Origin of the sequence: Arthrobacter sp. ATA002 (assembly GCF_026898095.1) — a bacterium.
Taxonomy (GTDB): Bacteria; Actinomycetota; Actinomycetes; order Actinomycetales; family Micrococcaceae; genus Arthrobacter_B.
The window spans coordinates 3,529,630-3,547,409 of the sequence record NZ_CP114015.1 but is presented as its reverse complement, the minus strand read 5'-3'; the positions used below and the strand labels follow the sequence as shown (position 1 = coordinate 3,547,409).

Annotated in this window: 19 protein-coding genes; 5 read left to right on the top strand and 14 right to left on the bottom strand. The window is 66.2% G+C overall.

Annotated elements, in window-relative coordinates; translation table 11 throughout:
* Window positions 1-44 precede the first annotated feature (44 nt).
* From OL239_RS17475 to OL239_RS17455, 5 genes are all read right to left on the bottom strand, one after another.
* Window positions 45-824 (bottom strand): cupin domain-containing protein, encoded by a 780-nt coding sequence (locus OL239_RS17475; protein ID WP_268909961.1) that lies wholly within the window; start codon window positions 822-824, stop codon window positions 45-47.
* Complete coding sequence (locus OL239_RS17470) at window positions 824-1,813, bottom strand: PmoA family protein (protein WP_268909960.1); 990 nt, start codon at window positions 1,811-1,813, stop codon at window positions 824-826. The genes OL239_RS17475 and OL239_RS17470 overlap by 1 nt, the downstream gene beginning before the upstream one ends.
* On the bottom strand, window positions 1,813-2,913 hold the full coding sequence (locus OL239_RS17465; protein ID WP_268909959.1) for a Gfo/Idh/MocA family protein: 1,101 nt from the start codon (window positions 2,911-2,913) through the stop codon (window positions 1,813-1,815). Before OL239_RS17465 ends, OL239_RS17470 begins: the two co-directional genes overlap by 1 nt.
* Before the next feature lie 157 nt (window positions 2,914-3,070).
* Window positions 3,071-3,760 carry an HAD family hydrolase gene (locus OL239_RS17460; RefSeq protein WP_268909958.1) on the bottom strand — a complete coding sequence of 230 codons (690 nt, stop codon included), beginning with the start codon at window positions 3,758-3,760 and terminating at the stop codon, window positions 3,071-3,073.
* A 37-nt stretch (window positions 3,761-3,797) separates the two neighbouring features.
* The gene (locus tag OL239_RS17455; protein WP_268909957.1) at window positions 3,798-4,262 is read right to left on the bottom strand and encodes a very short patch repair endonuclease; all 465 of its coding nucleotides are present in this window, start codon (window positions 4,260-4,262) and stop codon (window positions 3,798-3,800) included.
* A 128-nt stretch (window positions 4,263-4,390) separates the two neighbouring features.
* Between OL239_RS17455 and OL239_RS17450 the strand changes: the two genes are divergently transcribed.
* From OL239_RS17450 to OL239_RS17440, 3 genes are all read left to right on the top strand, one after another.
* Complete coding sequence (locus OL239_RS17450) at window positions 4,391-5,266, top strand: asparaginase (protein WP_268909956.1); 876 nt, start codon at window positions 4,391-4,393, stop codon at window positions 5,264-5,266.
* Window positions 5,224-5,403: a hypothetical protein gene (locus OL239_RS17445; protein WP_268909955.1), complete on the top strand. Its 180-nt coding sequence runs from the start codon at window positions 5,224-5,226 to the stop codon at window positions 5,401-5,403. The genes OL239_RS17450 and OL239_RS17445 overlap by 43 nt, the downstream gene beginning before the upstream one ends.
* Before the next feature lie 85 nt (window positions 5,404-5,488).
* A complete protein-coding gene (locus OL239_RS17440) occupies window positions 5,489-5,725 on the top strand; it encodes a YegP family protein (RefSeq protein WP_268909954.1) in 237 nt (78 codons plus the stop codon).
* Between the two features lie 105 nt (window positions 5,726-5,830).
* Here the strand turns inward: OL239_RS17440 and OL239_RS17435 are convergent, their stop codons facing one another.
* Window positions 5,831-5,983, bottom strand: a complete 153-nt coding sequence (locus OL239_RS17435; protein ID WP_268909953.1) for a hypothetical protein — start codon at window positions 5,981-5,983, stop codon at window positions 5,831-5,833.
* Between the two features lie 234 nt (window positions 5,984-6,217).
* Between OL239_RS17435 and OL239_RS17430 the strand changes: the two genes are divergently transcribed.
* The gene (locus tag OL239_RS17430; protein WP_268909952.1) at window positions 6,218-7,888 is read left to right on the top strand and encodes an FAD-binding dehydrogenase; all 1,671 of its coding nucleotides are present in this window, start codon (window positions 6,218-6,220) and stop codon (window positions 7,886-7,888) included.
* A 226-nt stretch (window positions 7,889-8,114) separates the two neighbouring features.
* Here the strand turns inward: OL239_RS17430 and OL239_RS17425 are convergent, their stop codons facing one another.
* The 7 genes from OL239_RS17425 to uriT (OL239_RS17395) all read right to left on the bottom strand — a co-directional run bounded on the left by OL239_RS17425 (window position 8,115) and on the right by uriT (OL239_RS17395) (window position 15,872).
* Window positions 8,115-9,410, bottom strand: coding sequence for an AAA family ATPase (locus tag OL239_RS17425; protein WP_268909951.1), 1,296 nt, complete (start codon window positions 9,408-9,410; stop codon window positions 8,115-8,117).
* A gap of 111 nt (window positions 9,411-9,521) precedes the next feature.
* A complete protein-coding gene (locus OL239_RS17420) occupies window positions 9,522-10,073 on the bottom strand; it encodes a hypothetical protein (protein ID WP_268909950.1) in 552 nt (183 codons plus the stop codon).
* A 188-nt stretch (window positions 10,074-10,261) separates the two neighbouring features.
* Window positions 10,262-11,182 (bottom strand): ribokinase, encoded by a 921-nt coding sequence (locus tag OL239_RS17415; protein WP_268909949.1) that lies wholly within the window; start codon window positions 11,180-11,182, stop codon window positions 10,262-10,264.
* Between the two features lie 23 nt (window positions 11,183-11,205).
* On the bottom strand, window positions 11,206-12,630 hold the full coding sequence (uriT, locus tag OL239_RS17410; RefSeq protein WP_268909948.1) for a uridine transporter UriT: 1,425 nt from the start codon (window positions 12,628-12,630) through the stop codon (window positions 11,206-11,208).
* A complete protein-coding gene (uriH, locus tag OL239_RS17405; RefSeq protein ID WP_268909947.1) occupies window positions 12,627-13,574 on the bottom strand; it encodes a uridine-preferring nucleoside hydrolase UriH in 948 nt (315 codons plus the stop codon). The genes uriT (OL239_RS17410) and uriH overlap by 4 nt, the downstream gene beginning before the upstream one ends.
* Before the next feature lie 353 nt (window positions 13,575-13,927).
* Window positions 13,928-14,542 (bottom strand): GNAT family N-acetyltransferase, encoded by a 615-nt coding sequence (locus OL239_RS17400; RefSeq protein ID WP_268909946.1) that lies wholly within the window; start codon window positions 14,540-14,542, stop codon window positions 13,928-13,930.
* A 4-nt stretch (window positions 14,543-14,546) separates the two neighbouring features.
* Window positions 14,547-15,872: a uridine transporter UriT gene (gene uriT / locus OL239_RS17395; RefSeq protein WP_329609282.1), complete on the bottom strand. Its 1,326-nt coding sequence runs from the start codon at window positions 15,870-15,872 to the stop codon at window positions 14,547-14,549.
* 398 nt (window positions 15,873-16,270) lie between these two features.
* On the opposite strand from uriT (OL239_RS17395), the gene OL239_RS17390 reads away from it, so the two are divergent.
* Window positions 16,271-17,047 (top strand): FMN reductase, encoded by a 777-nt coding sequence (locus tag OL239_RS17390; protein WP_329609281.1) that lies wholly within the window; start codon window positions 16,271-16,273, stop codon window positions 17,045-17,047.
* Here the strand turns inward: OL239_RS17390 and OL239_RS17385 are convergent.
* On the bottom strand, window positions 17,036-17,530 hold the full coding sequence (locus tag OL239_RS17385; protein ID WP_268909945.1) for an FBP domain-containing protein: 495 nt from the start codon (window positions 17,528-17,530) through the stop codon (window positions 17,036-17,038). The two genes, OL239_RS17390 and OL239_RS17385, sit on opposite strands and share 12 nt — an antisense overlap.
* Window positions 17,531-17,780 lie beyond the last annotated feature (250 nt).

The window sequence follows — 17,780 nt, the reverse complement described above, 5'->3', positions numbered from 1 at the left end:
CGTCCTCTCTGCGGATTTTTCGAGACTACCACCGGCGCTGCCGCTCACCCCGGCCGCACCGTAGTGTATGCCTCCGCAACGGACGGCATCAGGTTCCATGTTTGGAGCCGCCCGCACATCCCGTACACGGGATCGGCGGAGGTGGGCGCGGCGGAGCGGACGACGGCGTCGTGCAGGTGGGTGCCGTCGGCCTGCGCCAGCTGCTCCAGATGGGCCAGACTCTGCCGGGCCTGGGCCAGGGGGCCGTTGTGGACCAGGGTGTTCCACATAGCGGCCTTGTCCTGCACGAGGGCGGCGGCCTGGCGGTAAAGCTGGTCCAGTGCCTGCGGCCCTTCCGCCTCGACCCGGGCGCGCAGCGCCAGGAACCCCTCCATGGCAAGGTCACGGCGGGCAACCACCGCTGCTTCCCGGGCTTCCGCCGACTCTTCGCGGGGCAGCGCGGCCGCCTCGCGGTACGCCGCCGGATCGTCCAGGTAGCGTTCCGGAAAAGTGAGCACTGCATCGCCGTTTTCCGGCAGCCCGGAATTGCCCATGACGGCAACGATCTCCAGGGCGCCGTCGTCGTTTATCAACCGGTGCACCGTTCCGGGAGTGAACCAGAGGACGGTGCCGGGAGCGAGCCCATGCTCGTCGAACCCCGTGGAGCTCAAGGTCTGGACCCGCCCGCGGCCCGCAACCACCACGTAGCTTTCCGTCGTGGCCGTGTGAAGGTGCGGGCTGCCGCCGCACTGGCCGTCCACCGCGTCCCAGGTGTACACATTGATGCGCGTGACGCCGGTGCCGCCGGGGAAGCCGGCCGGCGCGCCGCCCGGGCCGGGCAGCATCAGCGGCCCGCCGCGGCGGGTGAGCCGAGCAGCTGCAGACTGGCCGCGGCCAGGTCCCCGGAGCCGTCCACGCCCCGGTCCTCATCCGCAATGACCACGGCGTATTCATAGGACAGGCTCTGGCCCGGCTCAAAGGTCAGCTCAGTGGAGTAATAGGGGGAGGGGCTGACGACGGCGAAAATGCCGGTGCGGACAAACCACTCCGTGTTCTCCCCGCCGGGGTAGGAGTTGTTCGGGGAGTCGACGAACACCAGGGTCGAGGCGCCGCCCTCTCCGTCATGCTGTCCGCTAAAGGCCATCCACGGGGCGCGGACTCCGTTGAGGTCGTCGCCGCCCTGCCGCCCGGGGATGTAAACGGAGCCGCCGGTGAAGGACCGGGGGCCGCGCCAGAACAATCCGCCGTAACCGGCGTTCTCCCGGCCCTGAGTGGTGGGGCTGCCCATCACGATGTCCGCCCCGGACACGTTGGTGAAGTTCGTGGCATAGGTCAGGGCCCAGGCCGCTTCGCCGTGTTCCCCGGCGCCGATCACTTCCACGCCGAACCGGCGCTCTTCGCGGACCCAGAGTTCTCCGGCCTGGGTGATCCACTCCAGGTTTTCCACCACGGTGATGCGCTCGGGGCTGACCTCCAGGGAGGTGAATTCGATGTGGTTGGTGGAGCCGTTGTTTTCCAGCTGCTGGTAACCGCGTCCGCGGTTGTAGGTGGGGCCGCCCCAGAAGTTCTCGGTGCCGACGTTGGGCAGCGACCATGCCATTCCCTTGTGCCAGAGGTGGTCGTGGGGGCGGTAGGTGCTGACCTCTTTGCCGCCCAGCGTGGTTAGGGGATGGAAATAGGGGCGGGGGGACTCGAACTGCGGATCCCACGGGCCGTAGACGTAGCGGAAGATTCCGGTGCCGTTGAAGGACACCCGCAGGCTGCGGCCGTGCTCGTGGACCAGGGACAGCCCCGGGCTGCCCGGCTCGGTGAGGCTGGAGTGGCGCTGGGACATTAGTGGCTCGCTTTCACATCGGACCACGGGGCGGCATTGCCGTCCATGGCGCCGTAGAAGGGGGATGTCGTGTCTATCTGGCCGCGGGACACCGGCTTGCGCGTGAATGCGGAGGCATAGATGGCGGCAATCAGCTCCATGGTCATCCGGGATTCGGTGCTGGTGACCGGCGGTACGCCGCCGGAGGCGAGGGCATCAAAAATGGCGGCAAACTGTGAGGAGTGCCCGGAGGCCCGGCCCGTCAGGCCCTCTTTCCACCGGCGTTCCAGGTCTTCATGGCCGGGAGCCGGGGTCAGCGCCCAGCTGTCGTCGGAATAGCCGTACAGGTGCTCGAGCTCAACGGTGGCACCGCTGAAGTCGAAGCGCAGGTAGCTGGTTTCCTTCGGGGCCAGGAGGCTGTTGATGATGGTGGCCACGGTGCCGTTCTCAAAGCTGACAATGGCGGCCGAGAAGTCTTCGGTGTTGGTGGGAAGTGCCTGGCGGGCGGCCACTGCCGTGACTTCGGTCCAGTTCCCCAGGATGGAGAGCAGGAGGTCGAACTGATGAATGCCGTGCCCCATCGTGGGCCCGCCGCCTTCAACCAGCCACTGTCCCCGCCACGGCAGGTCGAAATAGCTGTCCGGGCGGTACCAAAGGGTGTTGCAGATGGCGGCCAGGGGGCGGCCCAGCCCATCTTCGCCCATCAGGCGTTTCAGGTTCTCCGCACCGGAACCGAAGCGGTGCTGGAAGACCGTGGCGAAACAGGCCGCGGAGGCCGCTTCGGCCTCCGCGATCTCATCCATGTCCGCCAGGGTCAGTGCCGGCGGCTTTTCGGACAGCACATTGACGTTGCTGCGGAGCGCTTCGATGGCCTGGCCCTTGTGGAAACCCGGCGGCGTGCACAGATGGACCACATCCAGCTCTTCAGCCGCCAGCAGCTCCGTCAGGGAGGAGTACCGGTTTGCAATGTCCCATTTGTCGCAGAACTCGGCGAGCCGGGCGGGATCGATGTCCACGGCGGCAACCACCTGGGCCCTGTCTTTCAGGGTGGACATGCTCCGGGCATGCGCCTGGGCGATGCCGCCGGTGCCAACAATGGCTGTGCGGAAAAGACGTGTCATGTGCGGGAACTCCAAGGGTAGGGCGCTTCATTGCTGCCGGAATCTGGAAGGCGCTTTCCCTCATTCGTCGACCGAGCCTTGGAAAGCGTCTTCCGCTGCGCCTACCCTTGTATAGAATCGCGGTGGTGTCAATCACACCGCCGCCGGGAGGCAGGCCCTATGCGGCAGCTGACAGCCTTCCCAGCAGGGAGTCGCCCAGGCGTTCAAACAGCTCGCGGGGGTTGTTCCAGATTTCCTCGGCGCCGGCGTCGCGCAGCTCAGCTTCGCTGGTACCGCCGCACAGAAGGCCAATGGTGGGAATGCCCAGAGCGGCGGCTGCCTTTACGTCCCAGACCGAGTCGCCAACAAAAACGCTGTCCTCAGCCGCGAGCCCGGAGGAATCCAGGGCCGCCTGCAGGATGTCCGGCGCCGGTTTCGACTGTTCGGCGTCCGCTGAACTGGTTGCTGCACTGATGGCCGGGTCTGCGTCGATCACTGTGCGCAGAACCTTCAGCTCCGCCTCGGACGCGGATGATGCGAGGACTACGGTCAGGTCCTGGCCGGCGCAGGCCAGCAGGAGGTCGCGGGCGCCGTCAAAGGAACGCAGGGACGGCCACCAGGTGGAAAAGATGGCGCCGTGGGTGGCATCCAGTTTTTCATCCTGCTCCGCGTCCCGGTCCCCGCCCAGCAGGTGCTCCACGAGTTTGTCGCCGCCCATGCCGATGGCCCGGTGGATGGCTGACATGGGAACGTCGTGGTCCTGGCGGCGGAAGGCCTGCCACCAGGCGACGGCGTGCAGATAGTTTGAGTCCACCAGGGTCCCGTCGACGTCGAAAAGTACGCCGCGCTTCACCGTGCTGCCGGTCATTATGTGTTCCTTTCGTTGAGTGCTCAGGTGTTCGAGTCTATTCCTGCGGCACTGCCGCCTGCGGGCGGTTAGGCCCGCTGCGGGGTCCCAGGAAGCCGGTGAGCCGGCTCTCCAGCCGGGCGCGGTCCTGAAGTTCGCACTCCCAGACAGTGAGCGACTCCCAGCCGTCCGCGGACAGGGCGTGAACCGCCGCGGCATCGCGCTGCGCGGTCCGGCTGCGTTTCTCCGCCCAGAAGGCACTGTTGGTCTGCGGGGCCCTCCGGCCGGCCGGACACGTGTGCAGGTGCCAGAAACAGCCGTTGACGAAGATGACCTTCCGGCGTGATGCGAAAACCAGATCGGGCTTTCCGGGCAGGAGTCTCCTGCCGGCCGCGCCGTGTAACCGGAAGCGGTATCCGGCCGCGTGGAGAAGGCGCCGGACCAGAAGTTCCGGTTTGGTGTTTGTGCTTCGGATCCGGGACATATTCCGGCTGCGCTGTTCAGCACTGACGGTATCGGCCATGCTCCCAGTCTAGGCAGGGAGCATTGGGATGCCGGTGCCCAGGTGCCGGTACCGCGTCTGCCCCTAGGCACCGGCATGGCATGCGTCCTAGGTTGGCTAGACAGGTAAAACACGTGAAGGGTCGGCCAGTGGCATCGATTCGAATTTTGGGTACCGGGGGCACCATCGCGTCCCGCCGAACCGCGGCCGGAGGACTGGCAGCGTCGGCACGCGCCGAAGAGCTGATCCGCACCCTCCCGCGCCGGCACACAGTGAGCGTGCGGGACATCATGGTCAGCGAAAGTTACCGGCTGCAGTTTTCCGACCTGCGGACCATTGCGCAGGCCGCCCGCAATGCGCTCGCGGACACAACTGTTGACGGCGTCGTCATCACACACGGAACGGACACCATGGAAGAGACGGCCTTCCTGCTGGACCTGGTGCACGCGTCCCCGAAGCCCGTGGTCTTCACCGGTTCAGTGCGGCCCCTTGACAGTTCCGCTGCGGACGGGCCGTCCAACCTCGAGGAAGCCGTGGAGGCTGCGGCCGCGCCGGAGCTGCGGGATGCGGGCGTGCTGGTGTCCTTTGCCGGCGCCGTCCGTTCGGTCCGCGGGCTGCACAAGGCCAGCACCGTGGCAGCGGACCCCTTTGCCGGCGGCATCGAAGTGGCGCACTTTATCGGCGATACACTGCACGTGACCGCCCGGCCGCTGCGCCCGGCTCCGGTGGCCATGCCCACCGGGGACTTTGACACCACACGGGTGGAGATCATCGACTGCTCCCCGGGCACCGGAACCGAGCTGTTGTCCTTCGCCGTCCACGCCGGAAGCGATGCGGTTGTCCTGGCCGGAACGGGCTCCGGCAACGCCGGCCCCGGTTTCGTTGAGGCGGTGCAGGATGCCGTGCGCGCCGGATGTTTCGTGGTCCTGAGTTCGCGGGTGCCCGAAGGTCCCGTCGTTCCCGCCTACGGAGCCGGGGAGGAATGGACCTGGTTCGTGCCGGAGCCATTCCCTCCGGAGACCTGAAGCCGCCGCAGGCACGCATCCTCGCGGCGCTGCTCACGTCCCAGCCGGCGACCCCGGAACAGATCCTGCACGCCCTGACCGCTGCGCCGGGAGGAGGGTCCGCCGGTGTCGGGGAAGGCTCCCGAAACCGAACCTAGGTGATTTGTCCACCGGGGGTTCCACCACCCCTAAGCTGGCTTACTATTAAGGGCACGAGTGGTACCCCTTACAAGGAGGTAAGAGATGTCGGGCTACTTCAAGCTGGTCGACGCTCATGACGGCGCATTCCGGATCAAGCTCATTTCCGGCGACGGCGCCTTGATGGCGGTCTCGGCGATGTTCCCTACAAAGCAGGAGGCAGTTGCGGGTATCGAGCTGCTGCGGGAGATTGCCGGGACGGGGCCGGTGGTTGACCAAAGTTCCGACGCCGATGTGGTCGGAGACGCCCGCCGGAACGAAGGAAAGGCGCGGGCTTCCTAACGCATCTACCGACGAAGCGGGCTGCCAAAAAGGCCTTGGGTTTCCCAACGAAACCCAAGGCCTTTTTGCTGCCGTTCGTCAGCTCGTCAGCTCGTCAGTTGCCGGCTATGTGTTCCCGTCCGCGTCATCTCCCTCGGCCGCTTCCTGGGTGTGCATGCGGTCCGAGGCGGGCGGCTGCGAGGTGTCACCCTCCGAGGGGGCCTCGTTGTGGACCCGGTTCTTGTCGTCATTGGCTGCGGGGGTTTCCTTCTCAGTCATGGTTTTTCTCCAGTCAGATCGAGGCGGACGCCGGCTCTGCGCATCGAAGCCCGTTCTCCCTAATGGTTCTCTGCGGCTGAGCAGCTATAAGCCCAGTCTAGGAAGTGCCATGCCCCGCAGAAAGGGGCTGCCGTCATGTGAACGCCGCGAACGGAAAGAGGCGGGCCCGGGCACCGCTGCCGCAGCGGACATCTTCCCTGGCCAGCGGGCAGGGCTGCCGGTAGCGTGATCCGAATGCAGCCAACCACAGACGCAGACGTCATTGTCGTAGGAGCCGGCCTGGCGGGGCTGGTGGCCACCGCAGAGCTGATCGATGCCGGCCGCACCGTCATTCTGGTGGAGCAGGAAGGCGGGGCCGGCATGGGCGGGCAGGCCTGGTGGTCCTTCGGCGGACTGTTCCTCGTGAACAGCCCCGAGCAGCGCAGGCTGCGGATCAAGGACTCCGTGGAGCTGGCGTGGCAGGACTGGCTGGGCACCGCCGGTTTTGACCGGCCCGAGGACTACTGGCCGCGCCGCTGGGCCGAGGCCTACGTTCACTTCGCTGCCGGCGAGAAACGGTCCTGGCTGCACGGCATGGGGCACCGCATTTTTCCCGTTGTCGGCTGGGCCGAGCGCGGCGGCTACGGTGCCACCGGTCCCGGAAACTCGGTCCCCCGTTTCCACATCACCTGGGGAACAGGACCGGGCGTAACGGCACCGTTCGAAGTCAAGGTGCGCGACGGCGCCGCACGCGGCGCGGTCCGACTGGCCTTCCGGCACCGCATGGAAGAACTGACGGTGACCAACGGCGTCGTCACGGGAGTCCGCGGCGCCGTGCTGGAGCCAACGACGGCGGCCCGCGGCACTCCGGCCAGCCGCACCCCGGCAGGGGAGTTCGAGTTCTCGGCCGGCGCCGTCGTCGTGACCACCGGAGGTATTGGCGGCAATCACGAACTGGTGCGCGCCGCCTGGCCGGACCGGCTGGGCAGCCCGCCGCCCATCATGCTCAGCGGCGTGCCCGGACACGTGGACGGACACGGCATCGCGGCCAGCGCAGCCGCCGGCGGACGCGTCATCAACCCGGACCGCATGTGGCACTACGTGGAGGGCATTCGGAACTGGAACCCGGTCTGGCCCAACCACGGGATCCGGATCCTGCCCGGGCCGTCGTCGCTGTGGCTGGATGCGGCCGGGAACCGGCTTCCGGTACCGCTGTTTCCCGGCTTTGACACGCTCGGGACGCTGGAGCACCTGCGCACCACCGGGCAGGACTACAGCTGGTTTATCCTCAACAAGGCGATCATCCGCAAGGAGTTTGCCCTCTCCGGTTCGGAGCAGAATCCGGACCTGACCGGAAAGTCGGTGCGGGATGTCCTGGGCCGGGCGACGGCCGGCATTCCCGGCCCGGTGCAGCAGTTCCTGGATCACGGCGAGGACTTCATTACGGCCGGTTCCGTGGAGGAACTGGTGGCCGGCATGAATGCCCTGGCGAAGGCCTCCACCGAGGGGCGGGCTCCGGTGCTGGCGGCGGCGGCCGTGCGCGAAGAACTGGTCGCCCGGGACCGGGAAATCGTCAACCCCTTCAGTAAGGACAGCCAGGTCACGGCCATCCGCGGTGCCCGCAGCTACCTGGGCGACCGGCTGATCCGCACCGCTGCACCACGTCCAATCCTGGATCCCAAGGACGGGCCGCTGATCGCGGTTCGATTGTCGGTCCTGACCCGCAAAACCCTGGGCGGGCTGGAAACGGATCTGGACTCCCGGGTGCTGGGTGCCGGGAGTGAACCGGTGCCGGGCCTGTTTGCCGCCGGCGAAGCCGCAGGGTTCGGCGGCGGCGGGATGCACGGTTACCGCTCCCTGGAAGGAACATTCCTGGGCGGCTGCCTGTTCAGCGGGCGGTCAGCCGGCCGGGCCGCGGGGCGTTAGCCATCATGTGACCCGCGGCAGCGGGACGTATCGGGCTCCGCCCTGGCCGACCCGGCCAAAGCTGTATCCCGTGCTGCCCCCGGGTTGGGGTTCCTGCCCGTCCGGCAACAGTTCGGGATCGTTCGAATCGCCTCCGCCGGAATCCCCTCCGCCGGCACCAAGCAGGCTCCGGGTCAACGCCTCCCCCTGGCCCATGAGTTCCTGAACGGCGGCCGCCAAATGCCCGTCACCGGGCTGCTCGCCGGCATCCACGGCGCCCAGTACTGCCCGCCGCACCAGCTCCCGCGCGAAAGACGCAGTGGCGCCCTCGGACTGCTCCGCGGCGGACTGCAGGGCAACCTCGGAAAAGACTCCGGGCGGCGCGTAGAGCTCCAGCAGCCGCACCCGGTTTCCGGCATCGGGCAGCGGGCAGCGGAATTTCGACGGCGAGGTCCACCCGCCCGGGCCGCTGCACGAGCGCGCGTTCCAGGGCTTCCGCCCGGTTGGTGGTCATGAGGAAGACGACGTCGGCGTCCGCATCCAGCCCGTCCAGGGCATCGAGGACTTCAAAGAGCAGGGGCTGGGGGCCGTTGCCCATGTTCCGGTCCTCAGCCACCAGGTCGATGTCCTCCAAGATCACCATGGACGGCGCCATGGCACGGGCCAGACGGGCCGCTTCGCCCACCGCGTGCAGCGAACTCCCGGACAGCAGCACCGCCGTCGTGCCCTCGCTGGCGCTGAGCAGATGGCGGACGGTATGGGTTTTGCCGGTGCCGGGCGGGCCGTAGAGCAGGACGCCGCGCTTGAGGTGCTGCCCGTGTTCGCGGAGCACCTCCCGGTTGGCGGCGATGCCCAGGACATGCCGGCCCACCCGGCCCAGCACGCCGTCGGGCAGGATCACCTCGTCTGCAGGCAGCGAGGGGCGGGGCAGGAAGGTGACGCCGGCACTCTGCTGGCCGTACGGGTCAAAGGCGAAGGACACCACCTGTCCGCGCAGAATGCTGTTGGTCCGCAGATCCTCCTGCACCGTCGCGAGGAACCGGGCCGCGGCTTCCCGCTCCGGAGCAAGCACGGCAATATCGGTCCCGTTGCGTCCATACTGCGGGTTGGCGCCGCGCTGCAGCACCGCTAGGGGGACCCCTTCGTAAGCAAAGAGCCGCAGTCCCAGTGCCAGCACTTCGCGGGTGTTGTCCGGACCGACGGCTAGGTTGACGAAATCAGGTTGGCCCACGGTCACCGGACCGTACTCCTGCTGCACAAGGTCCGAGAGGGATTGGTGGTGACGCTGCTGTCCGCCTCCCACGCCTATCAGCCGTGCCTGCGGGTCCTGCCCGGAGATCTTCTCGACGGCGATGTCCAGGTCCGCGAAACGATGGACCGGAAAGTCCTGGGCCAGGATCGGGAGCTCCGCCGCGGACATGTCGAGGTGGGAGGAGAGCACCTCCAATAGCCGCTTCTGCGTCGAAGTTTCGTTCCGGTGAGCCTGCGCCAGCTCAACGGCGCGGTTGAAGCTGCTCAGGAATTCCCCCAGTTTTTCGTCCATGCCGGCAGAGCCTAGCAGCACGCGCCACCGCCGGAGTGATGCAAAAGACGGCGCCTCCCTCACGGGGAGACGCCGCCTCCAGCGGACACCAAACGGGCCAGCTGTCAGTGACTAGTAGGCCTGGCCGAATTTCCTGCTGATCCGGTACTGCTTCATCGCCTTGAAGAACTCCGGCGCCGGAGTGATGTACAGCAGTACGGTAGCGGCCAGCAGCAGGACCATGCCCGCGATGCCCAGCGGTGTCAGCCCACCCGGGACCACCAGGGCCAGCAGCGAAAGTACGGTGAACACGGTCAGCAGGATCCGCGCCCAGTTGTGTCCCTTACGGATGAAGAACGCCACCAGGAGGGTGACTGCCACATTGAGGACGGCCACGATCACCAGGAAAGCCGTACTGGCCGAAATGACGTCGTCCACGGTGAGGTTGCCCGGGTTCTGCTGCTGCAGCTGGTTCTCCAGCGTCTCCCGGCCCTCCGCGGAGTTGAGGCCGGCAATGCCCAGCGGCACCGTCAGCACTGAAAGGACCAGGCAGGCTATGAGCAGCCAAAAGGAGATGTTGACCTGTTTGGGACGCTCCGGACTGGCAACAGGCGCCGGAGCGCTCTGGCCCCCGGTGTAGGCGTTGTAGTTGTAATTGTTTTCCTGCGGCGCTTGCTCAGACATGCTTTCCCCTCAAAGCCGGCTACGTGCAGCAGGTTTGCCGCAACTGCAGCCAGCCTAGTTCGTTGCCGGCGCTTTCGGCTCCGTACTAAGAGGGGGTTTGACCCGTTTCGGGTAAACAATCTGGTCCCTGAGACTGAACCGGGGCCGGTGGCTCGGGAGCATTCCCGAACCACCGGCCCCGGTGGGAGTTACGCCTCGGCGCCGAGCCCCAGCAGCGCCGTGTACGAGGACTGCGCGCCCGGGAGCGTCGCGGCCAGCGCGCCGGCCCGGGCAGCGAATCCGGCAGCAGCGGGCAGCGAATCGCCGGCGGCCAGCCGGGCAGCGGTTGCCGCAGTGAAGGCGTCTCCGCAGCCGGTGGTGTCCACTGCCGTCACGCGGGTGGGCGCTGCAGCAACGATCCGGTCCGCGCCCGCAGCCGTTCCATCCAGCACGACGGCGCCGTCCCCGCCGAGGGTGATGATGGCGCGGTGGATGCCCAGCCGGGCGAAGGCACCGATGACGGCTTCCCAGTCCGCGGCAGGATCGGCCAGGCCGGAGACCTGCGCTGCCTCGTGGGCGTTGACCAGGAGGACATCGGTCAGCGCCAGCAGCTCGGCCGGGACCTCGCGGTAGGGCGAGAGGTTCAGCAGAACCGTTGCACCGGCGTCGTGTCCTGCCTGCGCCGCAGCTGTCACCGCGTCCAGCGGGACCTCCAGGCTCAGGCAGAGTACGGCGGCGCCATCAAACAGATCCGCCGGGAGGTCACCGCCGGTGACGGTGCCGTTGGCACCCGGGGAGACGATGATGGTGTTCTCGCCGGCCGCGTCCACGACGATCATGGCAGTGCCGGTTGCCGTGTCCGGGCGGCGGAGAACCCGTGATGCGTCCACCCCGGCATCGGCCGCCGCCTTCAGCAGCAGATCCCCGTGGCCGTCGGCGCCAACAGCTCCGAAGAGGCGCACGTCCGCACCCAGGATGGCCGCCGCGGCTGCCTGGTTGGCGCTCTTGCCGCCCGGGACAATCACCAGTTCCGAGCCGTTGAGCGTTTCTCCCGGGGACGGGAAACGGTCCGTGCGGACAGTCAGGTCAGCGTTGAGCGAGCCAACAACTACAACTTTTCCGGCGGTCATTCGGGGTTCTCCTTGGTGGGGGATCAGCGTGCGCCGGCGTCGGCTGCTACTTCAGCGTCGACAGGCTTGGGGATCAGGAAGGACGAAGCAAGTGCCAGGCCGAGAATAACCAGACCCGCAATGATACCGCCGTAGTAGCCTTCCGTGCCGGACCCGTCCGCCGTGGTGGTCGCGGTCTTCACTGCATAGATGACCGCGAAACTCAGCCCGGCGCCGAGGTTGAACGCTCCCGCGTTCAGGCCCGGCAGGAAGCCGGGGTTCTCCTTGGGGGAGAGCACGATGCCCAGGCCGTTGAGCATGATGTTGCCAATACCGGCATAGGTGATGCCCACCAGCAGCGAAACGCCCAGCAGGCCCAGCTTGGAATCCGTGCCGACCACCAGGAGCATGAGCGCCAGCGCGATCACGGAACCGATCATGCCGATCCGCAGCACCTTGCCGTAGCCCCAGGTTGCTGCCAGGCGGCCCGCGAACGGTCCGACCAGCAGCCCGGCAAGGGCGTAGGGGGTGAGCGTCCACCATGCGGAGGCTTCGGCGCCGAGACCGAAGCCGACGACGCCGTCCTGCGCCAGGGCGGGAATGATGCCGTTTATGACGGCAAAGACGCCGGTCATGGTCAGCAGTGTGGTGAGCAGCAGCGCCCAGGTGGAGCGCTGCTTGAGCAGGTGCGTGGCCACCAGCGGGTGGTCGCTGCGGTTCTCCACCTTCCAGAACACGGTGAAGGCGATGACGGCAATGACGATCAGTCCGGTGACCAGGGGCCAGTTGGAGGCGGCCAGTTTGCCGGCCTCGTTGAAGGCGGTGAGCAGGGTTCCCACGGAGATGACCAGGGGAACAACGCCCACCCAGTCCATCTTTTCCTTCTTCTCCGCGGTGGACTCCGGGGCCAGGAAGATCAGCAGGGCGGAGGCGATGGCGCCCACCACTGCCATGGTCCAGAAGATCGAGGCGAAACCGTGGTTCTGCGCCAGGTAGCCCCCGGCAATGGCGTCAACGCCGGCAATGCCGCCGTTGACGGCGGTGATGACGCCCATCAGGGTGCCGTAAAGCTTCGGTTCGCGAATTTCCACGCGCAGCATGATTAGTGCCAGCGGGACCACGGGCCCCGAAACGCCCTGGATCAGGCGGGCAATGAACAGTACTTCGACGCTCGGGGCCAGGGCAGCGACCACGGAACCAAGGGTCAGGACCACGAGCATGCCGCCGAGGACCTTTTTGCGGCCGATGATGTCACCGAGCCGGGGCAGGAACAGGGAGAAGAGTGCCGCGGAGGTGAAGAACGCCGTCTGGGTCAGGCCGACCGCCGCCGAGGTGGTGTTCAGTTCCTCTTCGATGGTAACCAGGGCGGGGGAGAGCATGGAAGCGTTCAGCTGGAACGCGACACAGGCGGCGAGCAGGGCGGTCATCAGGACGCCCACGTTTACGCGGCGCTGGGTTGTTTCAGTCACAGGTCAACCTCACCAATTCGTTCCAGGGCATCCACGATCAGGTCCCAGAACTTCTGGTGGTCCAGATCGATTGCCACGGAGGTGTTGCAGTCAGCGGGGGCCGGCGCGCGGAAGTCCGCCACCGTCATGCCCAGGGTCAGGGAACCGGTCAGCTCCACATCCAGCGGCACACGCTGTGTGGTCATGACCGAGCGGTCGATGACGTAGGCGACGGCGCACGGGTCGTGGACCGGGGGAAAGTCGAAGCCCTGCGCGTCCTTGTAGGCGTGGCCGAAGAACTCGAGCAACTCTCCGACGAATTTGGCCGGCTTCGTTCCGACCGCGGCGATGCGGTCGGCTACCTCGTCAGTGGCCAGTGCCTGGTGGGTGAGGTCCAGACCGACCATGGTCAGCGGCCACTTCTCGTTGAAAACGATGTGTGCGGCTTCGGGGTCGATTTTGATGTTGAATTCGGCCACTGCCGACCAGTTGCCCACGTGGTAGCCGCCGCCCATGAGCACGACTTCCTTCACCCGCTCGGCGATGCGCGGTTCCTTGCGGACGGCCAGCGCAATGTTGGTCAGCCCGCCGGTGGGGACCAGCGTGACGGTTCCGGGTTCATGAGTCATCACGGTGTCGATGATCAGGTCGACGGCGTGACGGGGGTCCAACTCGATGGCGGGTTCAGGCAGTTCGGGGCCGTCCATGCCGGATTCGCCGTGGATGTCCGGAGCATTTTCGATGGTCCGGACCAGCGGGCGCGGGCTGCCTGCAGCGAAGGGAACGTTTGTGATATTTGCGACACGGGCAATTGCCAGCGCATTGCGGGTCACCTTTTCCAGCGTCTGGTTTCCGACGACGGTGGTCACCGCCAGAAGGTCGATCTCCGGGCTGCCGTGTGCCAGCAGCAGGGCGACCGCATCATCATGACCGGGATCGCAGTCCAGGATGATTTTGGTGGGCATTACATCTCCGCTTCGTTGAGGTTCTAGCTAAGGGACCCGTAAATCCCGTTAGTGCAGTGCCCCGTTCCGGCCGTCCGGTCCGCCGTCGCAGCATGCGGCACGGTCCGGGCCGCGACGTAGTGCAGCACGCAGCAAAACGGGATCAGGCGGGGGGCCGGACAACGGTTCGACGGGCGGCACGGGCCCCTGAAGGGCGGGCACTAAATTAAAGATAGCGACGATTTTCGCTTCATATTTCGCGCTGTTGCTGCCGGGCTCAGGTGGTGCCCTTCCTGACTTGCATCCGGCGGAAACGGCGCTTAATCTTTGCGCAGCGGTTTGCGCAGCGGCGGGATTTCTTCGCCCGGGACCGCCTACTTACGGGCGAGCCGCGACGACAGCGCGAGCCTGACAGTGGGCCATTCGCCGGCGATGACCGAGAAGACGACAACGTCGCGGAGTGTTCCGTCTTTCCAGATGTCATGGTTGCGCAGGACACCGTCCTGCTTGGCGCCGAGCCGCGCGATGGCCGCGCGTGACTGGTGGTTGTGCCAGTGGGTGCGGAATTCCACGGCGATGCAGTCCAGGTCCTCGAACGCCCGCGTGAGCAGCAGCTTGGCCTCGGTGTTGATGGATGTCCGCTGGGCACTGGCAGCGAGCCAGGTGGAACCGATCTCCAGCCTGCGGTCCCCGGGACGGACGTTCAGGTAAGTGGTCATGCCGCACAGTGCTCCGGTGTCGGTGCGCCGGATGGCCCAGGGCACCGTGGAACCGGCGGCCTGCCGCGCCAGCCGGGCCTCGACGTCGTCGGCCATGCCGTCCGGCGCCGGGATCCGGGTGTACCAGGTGTTCCAGAGCTCACCGTCTTTCACTGCCTCGGCCAGTCCGGGGACGTGATCATGAGACAGCGGCTCGAGGATCACGTTTGCTCCGCCGAGCGGGACGGGGGCAAGGAACGACGGCGGTGCGGGCTTAGGCTGCTCACTCATGGGATCAGCCTAAGCCAGCGGCATCAGCGCAGGGCGGATTCGGCGTCGGCCCGGGCGGGGCCCCGGCCGGTGCTGCCGCGGTTTCACCCTCCGGCTTCGGAATCAGAAAAGACACGGCCAGGGCCAGGCCCAGAATGATCACGCCGGCAATGATGCCCCCGTAGTAACCGCCGGCGCCGGAACCGTCCGGGCCGGCGGCGGCCGTTTTGGCGGCATAGATCACGGCAAAGCTGAGGCCGGCGCCCAGGTTGAACGCTCCCGCGTTCAGGCCGGGCAGGAAACCGGGGTTCTCCTTGGGCGAGAGCATTACCCCCAAGCCGCTGAGCATGACGTTTCCAATACCGGCATAGGTGATGCCCACCAGCACTGAAACGGCCAGCAGACCCAGCCGGGAGTCGCTGCCGACCACCGGAAGCATCAGTGCCAGGGCGATGACGGAACCAATCGTGCCAATCCTGAGCACTTTGCCGTAGCCCCAGGTGCCGGCCAGGCGGCCCGCGAAGGGGCCGATGATCAGGCCGGCGATGGCGTACGGGGTGATCGTCCACCAAGCGGACTCATCGGCCCCCATGCCAAAGCCAACGGTGCTGTCCTGCGCCAGGGCGGGAAGGATGCCGTTCATGACGGCAAAGACGCCGGTCATGGTCAGCACGGTGCTCAGGAGCAGCGCCCAGGTGGAGCGCTGCTTGAGCAGGTGCGTGGCCACCAGCGGGTGGTCGCTGCGGTTCTCCACCTTCCAAAAGACGACGAAGGCGACGACGGCAATGACGATCAGTCCGGCCACCAGGAGCCAGTTCGCAGCGCCCAGTTTGCCGGCCTCGTTGAAGGCGGTGAGCAGGGTGCCCACGGAGATGACCAGGGGAACAACGCCCACCCAGTCCATCTTTTCCTTCTTCGCCGCCGTGGATTCGGATGCCAGCAGGATCAGCAGGGCAGAGGCAACAACACCAACGAGGGCCATGACCCAGAAGACCGAGGCGAAACCGTGGTTCTGGGCCAGGTAGCCCCCGGCAATGGCGTCCACGCCGGCAATGCCGCCGTTGACGGCAGCGATCACACCCATCAGCGTGCCGAGCAGGCGTGGATCGCGGATCTCCACGCGCAGCATGATCAGCGACAACGCGACGGTGGGCCCCGAAACGCCCTGGATCAGGCGGGCAATGAACAGTACTTCGACGCCCGGCGCCAGCGCGGCCAGCACGGAACCAAGGGTCAGGACCACGAGCATGCCGCCGAGGACCTTCTTACGGCCAATGATGTCGCCAAGGCGCGGCAGGAACAGGGAGAAGAGGGCAGCTGAGGTAAAGAACGCCGTCTGGGTCATGGCCACCGCCGGGGCAGTGGTGTTGAGCTCTTCCTCAATAGTGACCAGGGCGGGGAAAGCATGGAAGCGTTCAGTTGGAATGCCGTACAGGCGGCCAGCAGCGCCGTCATCAGTGCAGCCACATTTACGCGGCGCTGGGTTGTTTCACTCACAGATCTAACTCACTAATTCGTTGAAGGCAGGGCCCGCCGGGGTGGCTGCGGGTCGGCTGATCACTCGCAGACCCCTCGGATGTGGGCTCGTAGAGATGCCCGGCAGCGCTGGCCGCGGTCAGGATGACGGACGCATTAACGATATCGGCGATTTCCATGCCGGCTGTTTCCCGGCGGTGTCCAGCGGGAATAAACCGGGCACACCGGTGATTATTTATATGCATACGCATGAAAATTCAGGAGGTTGGCGTGATGACGGATCGCAGAATCGTAGTAGTTTCAGCAGGGTTGGGCGTCCCATCGTCGAGCCGCATGCTGGCGGATCTCATCGGCGCGGAAGCACGCGCAGCCTTTGATGCCGCGGGGGAGTCAGTGGAGGTCAGCACTTTTGAGCTGCGGGAGTATGCCGTCGACATCGCCAACACCATGGTGGCCGGCTACGCGCCTCCGAAACTGGAGGCACTGATCTCGGAAGTTGTCAGCGCCGATGCCCTGATTGCGGTAACTCCGGTGTTCACTGCGTCCATGAGCGGACTCTTCAAGTCCTTCTTCGACGTGATTGACCGCACGTCGCTGGACGGCAAACCGGTCATCCTGGGAGCAACCGGCGGCAGCTCCCGGCACTCGATGGTCCTCGACTACGCGCTTCGGCCCATGTTCAGCTATCTGCGCGCCAGGGCCACGCCCACGGCCGTGTACGCGGCGCCCGGGGACTGGGGAGCCGGTGACGCCGAAGCAGCCACCCTGGATTCCCGAGTGCGCCGGGCAGCTTCCGAACTCGTGGCGCTGCTAGGTGATCAGCCTTCTCATCTCTCCAGCCCTCCGGGGACCTGCAGCGGCCGACCCGGCCGGATCCCATGGCGTCGCTGCCGTTTGAGCAGCTGCTGGCCCAAACCCAACGGGGATAACGTTGCCTTCCCGATCTGTGATTGTGGACGAGGGCTATCGATCCGGGTGATCCGGCGGCTCCTGCGAGCCGCCGGATCAAAGGTTCAAATCCTCACTGCCGATGACTGCCTACTGGGCTAGGACCTGGCGGATAAACTGCTCCGTCCGGAACTGCAGGCCGTCAATCCGTTCCTTGATGACTACCTCGGGATCGGGATGGATGGGAGTGGGCGTCACTTCGGCGCGGACACTCTGTGAACAAATGAAATCGGCATGAATGAGCGTGCCTACGGAGTTGCCGTTCCGTCCTGAGGCTCCTGCCCGCCGCGCGACGTAGAGGAATACCTCATCCTTGGACATGACGTCCTGGCACAGGGCGCACATGACCCGGCGGTTTTTGGGGCCGGATGTGTCCGGTGCCCGGAGCAGGACGCCGACAATTGACCCTTCGAAAGGTGCCAGCAGATATCCGCGCTTGGGCATCTTGTGGTCCCGCCAGCCAAGTTGGTCGAGGTGGTCCCAGTTGATGGTTTCGAAGTTCTGCGGCAGGTTCAGGGCCGCCGTCTCGGAGCGGCTGGCATTGATGAAGGAACGACGGATTGCTGATTCTGTCAGGGGTTGCATGAAAAGAGTGCCTTTTGATGAGCAGGAATGAGGACATGAAGTGTCGGCTCGCATGCCTGCAGGCACCACAACTACACGCACCTGAAAAGGCGCGTGCTCGTGAAGGATGCGGGAAGGACTAGGCGAGCGGTGGCAGGAAAGCTGCTCTGCAGGCCTGCCGGCCCACCGTCCCTTCCAGGGCGGACATATGGCCGCTCATGATGCTCGTGACTGACATGCGGCCATTATAACAAGGAGTGGGGTCCAGGAT

Excerpts from the sequence above, each read along its gene's own strand:
- OL239_RS17445 (WP_268909955.1), top strand. The coding sequence starts at position 5,224 with ATGGACCTGGTTCGTGCCGGAGCCATTCCCTCCGGAGACCTGAAGCCG.
- uriH (WP_268909947.1), bottom strand. The coding sequence starts at position 13,574 with ATGCCCACCAAAATCATCCTGGACTGCGATCCCGGTCATGATGATGCG.
- OL239_RS17455 (WP_268909957.1), bottom strand. The coding sequence starts at position 4,262 with ATGGCCGATACCGTCAGTGCTGAACAGCGCAGCCGGAATATGTCCCGG.
- OL239_RS17435 (WP_268909953.1), bottom strand. The coding sequence starts at position 5,983 with ATGACTGAGAAGGAAACCCCCGCAGCCAATGACGACAAGAACCGGGTC.
- OL239_RS17420 (WP_268909950.1), bottom strand. The coding sequence starts at position 10,073 with ATGTCTGAGCAAGCGCCGCAGGAAAACAATTACAACTACAACGCCTAC.
- OL239_RS17390 (WP_329609281.1), top strand. The coding sequence starts at position 16,271 with ATGACGGATCGCAGAATCGTAGTAGTTTCAGCAGGGTTGGGCGTCCCA.
- OL239_RS17440 (WP_268909954.1), top strand. The coding sequence starts at position 5,489 with ATGTCGGGCTACTTCAAGCTGGTCGACGCTCATGACGGCGCATTCCGG.
- OL239_RS17415 (WP_268909949.1), bottom strand. The coding sequence starts at position 11,182 with ATGACCGCCGGAAAAGTTGTAGTTGTTGGCTCGCTCAACGCTGACCTG.
- OL239_RS17475 (WP_268909961.1), bottom strand. The coding sequence starts at position 824 with ATGCTGCCCGGCCCGGGCGGCGCGCCGGCCGGCTTCCCCGGCGGCACC.
- OL239_RS17430 (WP_268909952.1), top strand. The coding sequence starts at position 6,218 with ATGCAGCCAACCACAGACGCAGACGTCATTGTCGTAGGAGCCGGCCTG.
- OL239_RS17460 (WP_268909958.1), bottom strand. The coding sequence starts at position 3,760 with ATGACCGGCAGCACGGTGAAGCGCGGCGTACTTTTCGACGTCGACGGG.
- OL239_RS17470 (WP_268909960.1), bottom strand. The coding sequence starts at position 1,813 with ATGTCCCAGCGCCACTCCAGCCTCACCGAGCCGGGCAGCCCGGGGCTG.
- OL239_RS17400 (WP_268909946.1), bottom strand. The coding sequence starts at position 14,542 with ATGAGTGAGCAGCCTAAGCCCGCACCGCCGTCGTTCCTTGCCCCCGTC.
- OL239_RS17465 (WP_268909959.1), bottom strand. The coding sequence starts at position 2,913 with ATGACACGTCTTTTCCGCACAGCCATTGTTGGCACCGGCGGCATCGCC.
- OL239_RS17425 (WP_268909951.1), bottom strand. The coding sequence starts at position 9,410 with ATGGACGAAAAACTGGGGGAATTCCTGAGCAGCTTCAACCGCGCCGTT.
- OL239_RS17385 (WP_268909945.1), bottom strand. The coding sequence starts at position 17,530 with ATGCAACCCCTGACAGAATCAGCAATCCGTCGTTCCTTCATCAATGCC.